The sequence below is a fragment of the Microbacterium sp. MF43 genome, assembly GCF_012847295.1.
GTDB lineage: Bacteria > Actinomycetota > Actinomycetes > Actinomycetales > Microbacteriaceae > Microbacterium.
Map to the genome: position 1 here is coordinate 645,011 of NZ_JABBDY010000003.1, position 13,458 is coordinate 658,468.

At 67.8% G+C, this 13,458-nt stretch carries 11 protein-coding genes; 1 reads left to right on the plus strand and 10 read right to left on the minus strand.

Going from position 1 to position 13,458, the window contains the following annotated elements; genetic code table 11:
* Window position 1: 1 nt before the first annotated feature.
* The 5 genes from HF323_RS11515 to HF323_RS11535 form a co-directional block, all read right to left on the minus strand.
* Window positions 2–466, minus strand: a complete 465-nt coding sequence (locus tag HF323_RS11515) for a cytochrome c oxidase subunit 4 (RefSeq protein ID WP_169582697.1) — start codon at window positions 464–466, stop codon at window positions 2–4.
* Window positions 467–2,230: a cytochrome c oxidase subunit I gene (gene ctaD, locus HF323_RS11520; RefSeq protein ID WP_169582698.1), complete on the minus strand. Its 1,764-nt coding sequence runs from the start codon at window positions 2,228–2,230 to the stop codon at window positions 467–469.
* 2 nt (window positions 2,231–2,232) lie between these two features.
* Entirely contained in the window at window positions 2,233–3,117 is an 885-nt protein-coding gene (gene coxB / locus HF323_RS11525; protein ID WP_169582699.1) for a cytochrome c oxidase subunit II, read from the minus strand.
* A gap of 160 nt (window positions 3,118–3,277) precedes the next feature.
* Window positions 3,278–3,643, minus strand: a complete 366-nt coding sequence (locus HF323_RS11530; protein WP_169582700.1) for an iron-sulfur cluster assembly accessory protein — start codon at window positions 3,641–3,643, stop codon at window positions 3,278–3,280.
* A gap of 86 nt (window positions 3,644–3,729) precedes the next feature.
* Window positions 3,730–5,130 (minus strand): dipeptidase, encoded by a 1,401-nt coding sequence (locus HF323_RS11535; RefSeq protein WP_169582701.1) that lies wholly within the window; start codon window positions 5,128–5,130, stop codon window positions 3,730–3,732.
* 50 nt (window positions 5,131–5,180) lie between these two features.
* On the opposite strand from HF323_RS11535, the gene HF323_RS11540 reads away from it, so the two are divergent.
* A complete protein-coding gene (locus HF323_RS11540; RefSeq protein ID WP_188241693.1) occupies window positions 5,181–5,771 on the plus strand; it encodes a DUF3043 domain-containing protein in 591 nt (196 codons plus the stop codon).
* 62 nt (window positions 5,772–5,833) lie between these two features.
* On the opposite strand, the gene HF323_RS11545 is transcribed toward HF323_RS11540, so the two are convergent.
* The 5 genes from HF323_RS11545 to dnaE form a co-directional block, all read right to left on the minus strand.
* A complete protein-coding gene (locus HF323_RS11545) occupies window positions 5,834–6,865 on the minus strand; it encodes a quinone-dependent dihydroorotate dehydrogenase (RefSeq protein ID WP_169582702.1) in 1,032 nt (343 codons plus the stop codon).
* 44 nt (window positions 6,866–6,909) lie between these two features.
* Window positions 6,910–7,383: a transcriptional regulator NrdR gene (gene nrdR, locus HF323_RS11550; protein WP_169582703.1), complete on the minus strand. Its 474-nt coding sequence runs from the start codon at window positions 7,381–7,383 to the stop codon at window positions 6,910–6,912.
* Between the two features lie 31 nt (window positions 7,384–7,414).
* Window positions 7,415–8,716 carry a histidinol dehydrogenase gene (gene hisD / locus HF323_RS11555; protein WP_169582704.1) on the minus strand — a complete coding sequence of 434 codons (1,302 nt, stop codon included), beginning with the start codon at window positions 8,714–8,716 and terminating at the stop codon, window positions 7,415–7,417.
* 30 nt (window positions 8,717–8,746) lie between these two features.
* Window positions 8,747–9,793 carry a hypothetical protein gene (locus HF323_RS15445; protein ID WP_317451062.1) on the minus strand — a complete coding sequence of 349 codons (1,047 nt, stop codon included), beginning with the start codon at window positions 9,791–9,793 and terminating at the stop codon, window positions 8,747–8,749.
* Window positions 9,794–9,879: 86 nt separating this feature from the next.
* A complete protein-coding gene (dnaE, locus tag HF323_RS11565; protein ID WP_169582705.1) occupies window positions 9,880–13,398 on the minus strand; it encodes a DNA polymerase III subunit alpha in 3,519 nt (1,172 codons plus the stop codon).
* Window positions 13,399–13,458: the final 60 nt, after the last annotated feature.

Below are 13,458 nucleotides of genomic sequence, written 5' to 3' on the forward strand. Positions count from 1 at the left end.
ATCAGCGCGCGAAGTACCCGCGGTAGTACTCGTACACCCAGCCGACGATCGCGACGAGGAAGATGCCGAATCCGATTGGCACCATCCACGCCCCCACGGCGAGGCCGATCATCGCGATCGCGGCCGAGAAGGCGAGGACGATCGGCCACCACGACCAGGGGCTGAACTCACCCAGCTCCGGGTCGCCGTCGTCGATGTCGGAGGTCAGGATGTCTTCGGGCAGTTCGCCACCCTGTGCCTTGTGCACCTTGCCGATGTAGAAGGCGATGAGCGCCGACATGAAGGCGGTGAAGAGCAGGGCGACACTGCCGACCCACTCGATCGAGCGCGTCGCGGTCTCCCACAGCGACTGGCTGCCGGTGAGGTTGGTGTCCCAGTGCGAGAGCAGGTTCCAGCCCGTGTAGACGACCGCCATCAGCACGAAGAACGCGCAGAGGAGCCACCAGAGTCCGGTGTTGGTGCGCACTTACTTCACCTCTCCCTCGGCGAGGTCGACAACCGGAGCTTCGGGCGCGTCCTTCGCGGGACCCACGCCGACGGGGATGCCCGCCTCCGGGTGGTTGAGGTCGAACGCAGGACGCTCGCTGCGGATGCGCGGGATCGACGTGAAGTTGTGCCGCGGCGGCGGGCAGGAGGTGGCCCACTCCAGCGACGCGCCGTAACCCCACGGGTCGTTGACCGTCACCCGGGGCGCGTTGCGTGCCGTGATCCAGACATTGAACAGGAAGGGGATCATCGAAGCGCCCAGGATGATCGCACCCACGGTCGACACCTGGTTCTGCCAGGTGAAGCCATCTGCCTCGGAGTAGTCGGCATAGCGGCGGACCATGCCGTCCACGCCCAGCCAATGCTGGATGAGGAACGTCATGTGGAAGCCGATGAAGAGCATCCAGAAGTGCACCATGCCGAGACGCTCGTTGAGCATCTTGCCCGTCCACTTCGGCCACCAGAAGTAGAAGCCTGCGAACATCGCGAACACGACCGTGCCGAAGACGACGTAGTGGAAGTGCGCCACGACGAAGTACGAGTCCGACAAATGGAAGTCCAGGGGCGGCGACGCGAGGATGACGCCCGTGAGTCCACCGAACACGAACGAGACCAGGAAGCCGAGTGCGAACACCATCGGTGTCTCGAAGGTCACGGAGCCCCGCCACATGGTTCCGATCCAGTTGAAGATCTTCACACCCGTCGGAACCGCGATGAGCATCGTCATGAGCGCGAAGAACGGCAGCAGGACAGCACCCGTCACGTACATGTGGTGCGCCCACACCGCGACCGACAGCGCGGCGATGGCGATCGTCGCGTAGACGAGGGTCTTGTAGCCGAAGATCGGCTTGCGGCTGAAGACCGGAAGCACCTCGGAGATGATGCCGAAGAACGGCAGCGCGATGATGTACACCTCGGGATGACCGAAGAACCAGAAGAGGTGCTGCCAGAGCAGGACGCCGCCGTTGGCCGGGTCGTAGATGTGCGCACCGAGCACGCGGTCAGCGGCGGCGGCCAGGATGGCGGCGGCGAGCACCGGGAACGCCATGAGGATCAGGATGCTGGTGACCAGCGTGTTCCACGAGAAGATCGGCATGCGCCACATGGTCATGCCCGGCGCACGCATCGTGATGATCGTGGTGATGAAGTTCACCGCACCGAGGATCGTGCCGAAACCGCTCATGCCGAGGCCGAGCATCCAGAGGTTGCCTCCCGCGCCGGGAGAGAAGCTGGCATTCGCCAGCGGCTGGTAGGCGAACCAGCCGAACGACGCCGCGCCCTGCGGGGTGAGGAAGCCGGCGACCGCGATGGTCGACCCGAAGAGGAACAGCCAGAACGCGAAGGCGTTCAGACGGGGGAACGCGACATCGGGCGCACCGATCTGCAGCGGCAGGATCGCGTTGGCGAAGCCGGCGAAGAGCGGCGTCGCGAACATCAGCAGCATGATCGTGCCGTGCATCGTGAACAGCTGGTTGTACTGCTCCTTCGTCGGGATGATCTGCATCCCGGGCTCGAAGAGCTCGGCGCGGATGATGAGCGCCATCACACCGCCGAGAAGGAAGAACAGCACCGACGAGATGAGGTACAGGTAGCCGATCGTCTTGTGGTCGGTGGAGGTGATCCACTTGACGATGATGTTGCCCTTCTGCTCGACGCGTGAAGCGCTGAGCAGCGCCGCCTGGCGAGGGGGCAGCGTGGTCGGGCGACCCTGCGTCTTCTCCTGAAGCGGAAGCGTCGTCGCCATGATCAGTGGTCTCCCTCTTCGCTTGCACCCGTTCCGGGCAGGTTCTGGAGGCGGTCGTACTGGTCGTTGATGTCCCCGGTCTGGCCGGCGTCTCGGAGGGAGGCGAGGTACTCCTCGTACTCCCCCTCGCTCACGACCTCGACGTTGAAGAGCATCATCGAGTGGTACTCACCGCAGAGCTCGGCGCACTTGCCGGCGTACGATCCCTCTCGGGTCGGCGTGAAGGACCAGTAGTTGTCCTTGCCGATGTACATGTCCTTCTTGTACAGGAAGTCGATGATCCAGAAGGAGTGGATCACATCCCGCGACTGGAGCTTGATCTTGACCGTCTGGTCGACCGGAAGGACGAGCGTGGGCAGCTCGCTGGTGATGTTGCCCTCAGCGTCGGTCTGCGCCTGGACGCCCATGCTCCAGACGGTGTCTTCCTCGTCCTCGCCGTTGTACTGGAAGTCCCACGACCACTGCTTGCCGATGGCGGTGATCTCGACGTCCGGGTCTTCGTACTGCGTCTCGAGGATCGTCTGGTCGCGCGCCGTGAACGCGAAGAAGCCGATGACGAGGATGAGCGGCACGATCGTGTAGAAGATCTCGATCGGCATGTTGTACCGCAGCTGGACGGGGAGCCCGGTCTGACCGCGGCGGCGCCGGTAGGCGATCGCCGCCCAGCCCATCAGGCCCCACGTGATCACGCCGACGGCGAGAAGCACGATCCAGGAGTTGACCCACAGACCCGACACCATGTCGGTGCGGTCGGTGGCCGGGGTGCCGTCTTCGACGAAGCCGGGCAGGTAGCCGTTCAGCTCTGTCGGGGTGCATCCGGCGAGCAGTGCGGCCGTTGCGATCCCGATCGGGAGAACGGCCCAGCGGATACGGCGTTTCGAGGGCACGGTGCACCTTTCCGGGTCGTGAAGAGGACCTTGCCAGTCTAGGGCAAGCGTTCAGTCGATTCAGGCCATCCGCCCAGGTTGAACCGTGTCTCCGGAGCGGAAAACCGCAGGCCCGGGCGCTCCGAGGAGCGCGCCGGGCCTGCGGGAAAATCTCCTGCGATCAGTGGAAGCTGTCGCCACATGCGCAGCTGCCGGCCGCGTTCGGGTTGTCGATCGTGAAGCCCTGCTCCGAGATCGTGTCCTTGAAGTCGATGGTCGCGCCGTCGAGGTAGGGGACGCTCATGTCGTCGACGATCACCTCGACTCCGTCGAAGTCGACCGTCTTGTCTCCGTCGAGGTAGCGCTCGTCGAAGTACAGCTGGTAGATGAGGCCGCTGCAGCCGCCGGGCTGGACTGCGACGCGCAGGCGGAGATCATCCCGCCCCTCCTGGGAGAGCAGGCTCTTCACCTTGAGCGAGGCAGCGTCGGTGAGCAGGACGCCGTGCTCGCGAACGGACTGGTCGGTCGACATCGCAGTGTCGGTCATGGCACTCCTCCGGACGGGCCGCGTTCGCGGCTGGATGGTGCGATTCTACCTTCGTCGCCGGGGAACCGGCTCCGAGCGGATCGTGTCTACGCCCGGCCGTCGCGCCGGTCGAGCTTCTCGAGGAGCAGCGCCTCGGACAGGACCGCGTTTCGGAACGTCTCGAGGTGCAGGGACTCATTGGGGCTGTGCGCGCGGGCGTGCGGGTCCTCCACCCCGGTGACGAGGATCTGCGCCCCGGGGAACTCGCGGACGAGGTCGGCGATGAAGGGGATGGATCCGCCCACTCCGATGTCGACCGATTCGACGCCGTACCCTTCGTGCAGCGCCTCGCGGGCAGCCTCGACGGCCCAGCCGGAGGTGTCGACGAGGAACGCGTCGCCGTAGTCCTGGTCGGTGAAGGTCACTTCGGCCCCGAACGGGGCGTGGGCTCGCAGGTGCGCCTCGATGGCCCCATAGGCGTCGCGCGCGGACTGGCCGGGGGCGATGCGTGCGCTGATGACGACCGAGACCTCGGGGCTCAGCGTGTTCGAGGCGTTCGCGACGCTCGGCGCATCGATGCCCGTCACGGTGATGGACGGCTTGTTCCAGATCCGGCTGAGGATCGTGCCCCGCCCGACCGGCGAGACTCCGGCCGGCAGTCCGGCCTCGTCGCGCAGCGTCTCCTCGGAGTACTCGGGAGTCGGGGCATCCCGCTCCGTCAGGCCCTCCACCGCGACTGCTCCGTCGTCGTCCCACAGCGTCGCCAGCATCTTGACAGCGGCCATCATCGCGTCGGGCACCGCTCCACCGAACATGCCGGAGTGCGACGCGTGCTCGAGCGTCTTCACGCGCATGGTGAAGCGCGTGTTGCCACGCAGGGAGACGGTGAGAGCAGGCGTCTTGTCGTCCCAGTTGCCCGAGTCGGCGACCACGATGACGTCGGCGCGAAGCGCGTCGGCGTTGTCGGAGAGGAATTGCGCGAACGAGCGTGATCCGGCCTCCTCCTCGCCTTCGAAGAAGAGCGCGACGCCCAGATCGAAGTCCTCGCCGACCGCCTCCTTGAGCGCACGGAGCGCGGCGATGTGCGCCATGACGCCCGCCTTGTCGTCGGCCGCCCCGCGCCCGTACAGGCGACCGTTGCGCAGCGTCGGCTCGAACGGCGGCGACTCCCACAGCGACTCGTCGCCGACCGGCTGAACGTCATGGTGTGCGTACAGCAGGATCGTCGGGCGGCCGTTGCGCGCCGCACGCGTGGCCAGCACGGCCGGCTTCCCCTGCTCCGCCGTGCCCGGGATCGACGAGCGCCGCACCTCGACGGTCTCGAACAGCCCGGTGCCGCGCACGAGATCGGCGACTGCCTCGGCGCTGCGCTCGACCGGCGCCTCGTCGAACCCAGGGAAGGCGACGGACGGAATGCGCACGAGGGTGCCGAGGTCGGCGATGGCGGCAGGGATGCCGGATGCCGCTGCGTCGCGCACAGCATCCTGTCGGGAGAGGTCAGAGGTCATGCGGGTAATCTTAAGTGCACCCGCCCCCGCAAAATCTTCCGAGGATCATCGTGGCCAAGAACTCCGCAGCATCCGCGTCCAGCGACGCGCCGTCCGACGGGACGGTGCTGAACGGCACTCCCGTCACGACCGGAAAGGGTCGCGCGACCCCGACCCGCGCCGAGCGCGAGGCCGCCCGCAAGCGCCCCCTCGTGCCCGACACCAAGGAGGCGAAGGCGCGTCAGCGGGCCGAACTCGCCGCTCAACGCGAGAAGGCCCGCGTGGGCATGGCCTCCGGCGACCCGCGCTACCTCCCGGCGCGCGACCAGGGTCCGCAGCGCAAGTTCGTGCGCGACTACGTCGACGCCGGCTGGCACCTGGGCGAGGCGGTCATGCCCGCCATGGTGATCGTGATCCTCGCGACCTTCATCCCGCTGCGCGAGGTGCAGTTCTACTCGTTCGTCGTGCTGTGGATCTTCATCTTCTTCGTCATCGGCGACATGATCCTGACCTCGATCATGGTCAAGCGCGCGGTCAAGGCGAAGTTCGGGGCCGACAAGATCGAGAAGGGCCTCGGCTGGTACGCCGCGATGCGCACCGTTCAGATGCGCTTCCTGCGTCTGCCGAAGCCGCAAGTCAAGCGCGGCCAGCGCCCGGTCTGAGTCGATCGGATGCCTCTCCCGCCGTCACCGGACGGTGGGTCGCCCGGCCATGCCGGCGCGCGTCAGGCCGAGACGTCTCGACGCAGTCCGCGACTGATCTGCCGGGCCCACAACGGTCCCCGATAGAGGAAGCCGGTGTATCCCTGAACCAGGGTGGCCCCGGCATCCCGCCGCTCGCGCACATCGGCGGCCGTCTCGACGCCGCCGACGGAGATGACGCAGAAGTCGGCGGGCACGGCCGCGCGGACGAGGCGCAGGACCTCGAGCGAACGCTGCTTCAGCGGGGCACCGGACAGGCCGCCCGCTCCGGCGGCTGCCACCGTCTCCGGATCGGTGACGAGCCCGTCGCGCGAGATCGTCGTGTTCGTGGCGATGAGACCGGCCAGGCCGAGGTCCACCGCCAGCGTCGCGATGGCCGTCACCTCGTCGTCGGGCAGGTCGGGGGCGATCTTCACCAGGAGGGGCGTCGGGCCCGCGGCATCCCGGACCGCCTCCAGCAGCGGCCGGAGGGTCTCGACGGCCTGCAGCCCGCGCAGGCCGGGCGTGTTCGGAGAGGACACGTTGACGACGAGGTAATCGGCGAGAGGCGCGAGCTGTGTCGCGCTTCGCACGTAGTCGGCGGTGGCATCGGCGACATCGACCACACGGCTCTTGCCGATGTTCACGCCGATCACACCTCGGTGCCGCCGACGGCGCAGCTTCTCGAGTCGCGCTGCGGCCGCCTCGGCGCCGTGGTTGTTGAAGCCCATCCGGTTGACGACCGCCCGATCGGGGATGAGCCGGAACAGTCGCGGGCGAGGGTTCCCCTCCTGCGGGATGGCGGTGAGGGTGCCCACCTCGACATGCCCGAACCCGAGCGCGAACAGCCCCGCCGCGCCGGTGGCGTCCTTGTCGAAGCCCGCCGCGACGCCGAACGGCGTGGCGAAGCGCAGCCCGAGCGCCGAGACCCCCAACGCGGGATCGGGGCGGGTGAGCGCGCGCGCAGCCCAGGAGAACGGCGGAACTCCGAGAACACGGATGACGACCATGGCCGCGTGGTGCGCGGTCTCGGGATCCATGCGCGACAGCACGGTCCGGAAGAGGAGGGGATACATCGGATCCAGGCTAACCGGTCACTCCGCTGCGGTCCGACGTCGTGTCAGTCGACCGCCCGGGCGGGGCGATCCTGATGATCGGCGCGCAGCTGCGCGATCGCCGAATCGAAGTCCTCCAGAGAGTCGAACGCCTGGTAGACGCTGGCGAATCGCAGGTAGGCCACCTCGTCGAGTTCGCGGAGCGGCCCCAGGATCGCCAGGCCGATCTCATTGGTGTCGAGCTGCGACGCACCCGTCTGGCGGACCGTCTCCTCGACGGTCTGGGCCAGGACCGCGAGGTCGGCCTCCGTCACGGGCCGGCCCTGACAGGCCTTGCGGACGCCCGACATGACCTTCTCCCGGCTGAAGGGCTCGATCACCCCCGAGCGCTTGATCACGTTGAGGCTCGCCGTCTCCACGGTCGTGAAACGACCGCCGCACTGCGGGCACTGGCGACGTCGGCGAATGCTGAGACCGTCGTCGCTCGTGCGCGAGTCGATCACGCGCGAGTCCGGGTGGCGGCAGAACGGGCAGTGCATGGCAGGAACAGACTACGCCTCACGCGGCCGGCTACGCCTCGAAGCGCGCCACGACGGCCTCACCGTGGGCGGGCAGCGCCTCGGCCTCCGCGAGTGTGACGATCGCGTCGCGGACCGCTTCGAGTGCCGAGTGATCGTACTCGATGACCTGCTGCGGCCGCAGGAACGTCGAAGCCGACAGCCCGGCGGCGTAACGGGCCTGACCGCCGGTCGGAAGCACGTGATTGCTGCCCGCGAGGTAGTCGCCGAGGCTGACCGGTGAGTCCGGCCCGACGAACACCGCGCCGGCGTGGACGAAGTCCTCGGGGCGTGGGTCAGCGAGATGCAGTTCGAGGTGCTCCGGCGCGTAGGCGTTGCTGAAGTCCGTCGCCGCTGCGAGGTCGTCGACGAGGACGATCGCGGACTGCGGTCCGGACAGCGCCGTCGTCACTCGCTCGGCGTGACGTGTCGCCAGCGCGCGGGAAGCGACCTCCACGGCCAGTGCCGCCGCGAGCGGCTCCGATGTCGTGACGAGGACGGCAGAGGCCTGCTCGTCGTGCTCAGCCTGGCTGATGAGATCGGCGGCGACCAGCCGCGGATCGGCGGTGTCGTCGGCGACGATCAGGATCTCGGTGGCGCCGGCCTCGGCATCCGTCCCGACGAGTCCCGCCACCGCGCGTTTCGCGGCCGCGACGAAGTTGTTGCCGGGGCCGGTGACGACGTCGACGGGCTCGAGTCCGAGCGTCGGCACCCCGTGCGCGAGCGCTCCGACGGCCCCTGCGCCGCCCATGGCGTAGACCTCGTCGACGCCGAGGAGCTTCGCGGCACCCAGGATCACGGGGTGCACGCGTCCGCCGTGCTCCCGCTGAGGGGGCGAGGCGAGCGCGATCTCGGCGACGCCCGCCACCTGGGCGGGGACGACGTTCATGACGACGCTCGACGGGTAGACGGCCTTCCCGCCCGGCACGTAGAGCCCGACGCGGCGCACGGGCTGCCACCGTTGTGTCACCCGCGCACCGGGGCCGAGCACGGTCGTCGCGGGGGCGGGCACCTGAGCGGCGGAGGCCTCGCGCACCCGCGCGATGGCCTCCTCGAGCGCACTGCGCACCGCGGGGTCGAGCGCCGCGGCGGCCTCGTCGAGGTGGGAGCCCGGGACGCGGATGTCATGGCCGGTCACCCGGTCGAACCGCTCCGCCTGATCGCGAAGCGCCGTCTCGCCGTGCGAGGCGACGTCGGCGACGATGCGGGCGGCTGTCGTGAGAGCCTCTTCGCGCGCCGCCGAGGCACGCGGGACGGTCGCGAGAAGCTCCGCGGACGTGAGTACACGCCCGCGCAGGTCGATCGTGCGGAGCATACTTCTACGCTAGCGGCGCGGGAGGCGGCGTCAGCCGCGTGTGACGCCGGAGACGTCGTGCAGATAGCCGATGCGGCCGTCTTCATGCCGCACGACGAACGCTTCACCGCGGTCCTCGATGACGAGCGCCCATGCCGTCGGTCCAATGCGGAAGACGGGGATGCCGATCTCATCGACGACATCGCGGTCCTCGGGCACGAGCGCCCAGAACGCCTGGTGCCGCGCAGCGGGTTCGGCGGCGGGCTCGACGGTCGTCGTGGGCTCCTGGACGGGCTCGAACGTATCGCGCGAGTGAGCCGGCTCGAAGGCCCTGGTCTCGGCCGTGCGGTCGGGCTCCGCTTTCGCTCCCGCCTCGAACTCGGCCTCGTCGGCGCGCGGCGGCTCGCCGGGACGCGCGGAGGCGGCAGCGGCCGGCGCGGCGAGCGTCTCTCCCGACGTGGCGTACGGCGCGGCGCCGACGGCCGGCGCGTACGACGAGAAGTCGGAGGTCTCGGCCTCCGAGGGACGGGGCGCGCGCGGCGGGCGGGCCGTGATCGAGCGGATCGGCCGTGCGCTGCGATGAGCGGGCACCTCCGGACGACCGCGGAAATCCTCCTCGAGTACGGGGATGAGCGGAGCGAACACGGTGAGCACCACACCGGCGAGCATCAGGATGCCCTCCACCCAGATCACCCAGGTGCGCGCCCACGCGCCGGTCTCGGCAGCGATCTCGACGGTCTCCCAGATGAGCTGGAGCCACACGACGAACGCCACGGAGAAGGCGACGGACGCGAACTGGTCGATGCCGAGCGATCCGACGCGGCGAATGCCCTGCGGCGACAGCCGGCGGAGCACGATCAGGAACACCGCGGCGGTCGGCACGCCGATCGCGAGGATCCAGAGGATGCTCGAGGTCCACACCGATTCGAAGCGGCCCACATTGACGGAGAAGAACGACACGACGAACGCGACGAGCCAGACGCCTGCCAGGGCGACCTCGCGAATCGAGAACGGGCCCACGCCGTACTGCGGCGGCTCTTCGGGGTGAACCGAGCCCTGTTCGACGTCGAGATCCTCATTGTGCTGGTCGTCCGTCACGATGTTCCCTTCCGGCCGCGCGAGGCGGCGATACGTCGCATTCATGCTACTCACGCCCGATGAGACGGAAATGAGATCGGGGTGATTCAGCCCAGGCACTGCGGGCCCAGGAGGCCCTTGAGTTCGCCGTACAGATCTGCGGTGAGGCGCACCTGATGCGGGATCTCGAACACCTTCGCGACAGACCCGGCGTGGAGCTTGACGGTGACCTCGGTGTCGCCCCGGTGACGGTCGAGCACCTGCAGCAGCTCCCCCACGACCGCTTCGTTGGCGCGGCGTTCGGGCATCACGAGGACCAGCGGCCCCGAGGCATCCATCGTCCCCAGATCCGGAGCGAACGCCGATTGCGCGTGCAGGTTGAGTCCGTCCTCCCTGCGCGAGACGCGCCCGCGCACGACGAGGATCGAGTCGGCCACGAGCATGGAGCTGAATTCGGTGTACGTCTTGCCCATGAACATGATCGTGACCTCGCCGTTGAAGTCCTCGACGGTGATCATGCCGTAGGGGTTCCCGCTGGCCTTGGCGACACGATGCTGAACGCTCGTCACGAGACCCGCCACCGTGACCTGGTCTCCGTCGTTGACGTCTTCGGACGAGAGCAGGTCGTGGATGCTCGTCGACGCGTGCTTGGCCAACGGGATCTCGAGGCCCGCGAGCGGATGATCGGAGACGTAGAGCCCGAGCATCTCGCGTTCGAAGGCGAGCTTGTCCTTCTTGGTGAACTCCGGACGCGGCGGGACCTTGGCCGGGACGACCTCTTCGGCGGCGTCGTAAAGGCTGTCGAAGTCGAAGCCGATCGCACCCTGGGCCTCGTTGCGCTTCCTGTCGACCGCCGCCTCGGTCGCATCCTCGTGGATCTCGAGCAGAGCGCGACGGGTGTCGCCCATCGAGTCGAACGCTCCGGCCTTGATCAGGGACTCGAGGGTGCGTTTGTTGGCGACGTGGATGGGAACTTTGTCGAGGAAGTCGTGGAACGACGTGAACGTGTCGTCCTTGCGAGCCGCGATGATGCCGTCGACGACGTTGGCGCCGACGTTGCGCACGGCCCCCAGGCCGAATCGGATGTCTTCGCCGACAGCGGCGAAGTACCGGATCGACTCGCGCACATCGGGCGGCAGCACCTTGATGCCCATGCGACGGCACTCGTTGAGGTAGACCGCCATCTTGTCCTTCGAGTCGCCGACGCTCGTGAGCAGCGCGGCCATGTACTCGGCGGGGTAGTGCGCCTTCAGATACGCGGTCCAGTACGACACCAGGCCATAGGCGGCGGAGTGCGCTTTGTTGAACGCGTAGTCGGAGAACGGCAGCAGGATGTCCCACAGGGCTTTGATCGCGTCGGCACTGAAGCCGCGCTCCGTCATGCCGCCCGAGAATCCCTCGTACTGCTTATCGAGCTCGGACTTCTTCTTCTTGCCCATCGCGCGACGGAGGATGTCTGCCTGACCGAGCGAGAACCCGGCGACCTTCTGCGCGATCGCCATGACCTGCTCCTGATAGATGATCAGGCCGTAGCTGATGTCGAGGATCTCCCGCAGGGGCTCCTCGAGCTCGGGATGGATCGGGGTGACCTCCTGCTGCCCGTTCTTGCGCAGCGCGTAGTTGATGTGCGAGTTCGCGCCCATCGGACCCGGGCGGTAGAGCGCGATGACGGCGGAGACGTCCTCGAAGTTGTCGGGACGAAGCAGTCGCAGGAGCGAGCGCATCGGGCCGCCGTCGAGCTGGAAGACGCCGAGCGTGTCGCCGCGGGCGAGCAGCTCGTATGCGCCTCGGTCGTCGAGCGCCAGGTGCTCCAGGTCGAGTTCCTCGCCGCGGTTCAAGCGGATGTTGTCGAGGGCGTCCGAGATGATCGTGAGGTTGCGCAGCCCCAGGAAGTCCATCTTGATCAGGCCGAGGGTCTCGCACGACGGGTAGTCGAACTGAGTGACGATCTGGCCGTCCTGCTCTCGGCGCATGATCGGGATGATGTCGAGCAGCGGCTCGCTCGACATGATGACGCCCGCCGCGTGGACTCCCCACTGGCGCTTGAGGCCCTCGAGCCCGAGCGCGCGGTCGAAGACCGTCTTGGCCTCGGGGTCGGTGTCGATGAGGGCGCGGAACTCCGACGCCTCCTTGAACCGAGGGTGCTCCTTGTCGAACATGCCGCTGAGCGGCATGTCCTTGCCCATGACGGCCGGGGGCATCGCCTTCGTCAGCCGCTCCCCCATGCTGAAGGGGAAGCCGAGCACCCGACCGGCGTCTTTGAGCGCCTGCTTGGACTTGATGGTTCCGTACGTGACGATCTGTGCGACGCGCTCCGAGCCGTACTTCTCGGTGACGTAGTCGATCACCTCGCCGCGTCGGCGGTCGTCGAAGTCCACGTCGAAGTCGGGCATCGAGACGCGGTCGGGGTTGAGGAACCGCTCGAAGATGAGCCCATGCTCGAGCGGGTCGAGGTCGGTGATCCGCATCGCGTAGGCGACCATCGAGCCGGCGCCGGAGCCTCGCCCGGGACCGACGCGGATGCCGTTGTCCTTCGCCCAGTTGATGAAGTCGGCGACGACCAGGAAGTAGCCCGGGAAGCCCATCTGCAGGATGATGCCCGTCTCGTACTCCGCCTGCTTGCGCACCCTGTCGGGGATGCCGTCGGGGTATCGGTAGTGCAGCCCGGCCTCGACCTCCTTGATGAGCCAGCTGTCTTCGGTCTCGCCGTCCGGCACGGGGAAGCGCGGCATGTAGTTCGCCGCGGTGTTGAACTCCACCTCGCAGCGCTCGGCGATGAGCAGGGTGTTGTCGCACGCCTCGGGGTGGTCTCGGAAGATCTGCCGCATCTCCTGAGCGGTCTTGATGTAGTAGCCGTCGCCGTCGAACTTGAAGCGGTTGGGGTCGTCGAGCGTCGAACCGGACTGCACGCACAGGAGGGCGGCGTGGGCGTCGGCCTCGTGCTGGTGCGTGTAGTGGGAGTCGTTGGTGGCGACGAGCGGGATGCCGAGGTCCTTCGAGAGCCTCAGCAGATCGGTCATGACCCGGCGCTCGATGGAGAGTCCGTGGTCCATGATCTCGGCGAAGTAGTTCTCCTTGCCGAAGATGTCCTGGAACTCGGCCGCGGCGGCGCGGGCCGCGTCGTACTGCCCCAGGCGGAGGCGGGTCTGCACCTCGCCGGAGGGGCAGCCCGTCGTCGCGATGAGCCCCTTGCCGTACGTCTCGAGCAGCTCCCGATCCATGCGGGGCTTGAAGTAGTAGCCCTCCATGCTCGAGAGCGAGCTGAGCCGGAAGAGATTGTGCATCCCCTCGGTGCTCTGGCTCCACATCGTCATGTGCGTGTAGGCGCCGGAGCCCGAGACGTCGTCACTCTTCTGCTCGGGGGTCCCCCACGCCACCCGCGACTTGTCGCTGCGGTGCGTGCCGGGCGTCACGTATGCCTCGAGCCCGATGATCGGCTTGACGCCCGCAGCCTTGGCCGCGTTGTAGAACTCGAACGCGGCGAAGGTGTTGCCGTGGTCGGTGACCGCGATCGCGGGCATTCCGTAGTCGGCGGCGGCCTGCGTCATCGCGCCGATCTTGGCCGCCCCGTCGAGCATCGAGTACTCGCTGTGCACGTGCAGATGAACGAAGGAGTCGGATGCCACGGCTCGAGTCTAGATTCGGACGCCGACACTCATCGCCCGGGCCCGCGGGTGTCGCCGCGA

Coding starts and splice junctions, on each gene's coding strand:
- HF323_RS11530 (WP_169582700.1), bottom strand. CDS start 3,643: ATGACCGACACTGCGATGTCGACCGACCAGTCCGTTCGCGAGCACGGC.
- HF323_RS11545 (WP_169582702.1), bottom strand. CDS start 6,865: ATGTATCCCCTCCTCTTCCGGACCGTGCTGTCGCGCATGGATCCCGAG.
- hisD (WP_169582704.1), bottom strand. CDS start 8,716: ATGCTCCGCACGATCGACCTGCGCGGGCGTGTACTCACGTCCGCGGAG.
- ctaD (WP_169582698.1), bottom strand. CDS start 2,230: ATGGCGACGACGCTTCCGCTTCAGGAGAAGACGCAGGGTCGCCCGACC.
- nrdR (WP_169582703.1), bottom strand. CDS start 7,383: ATGCACTGCCCGTTCTGCCGCCACCCGGACTCGCGCGTGATCGACTCG.
- HF323_RS11535 (WP_169582701.1), bottom strand. CDS start 5,130: ATGACCTCTGACCTCTCCCGACAGGATGCTGTGCGCGACGCAGCGGCA.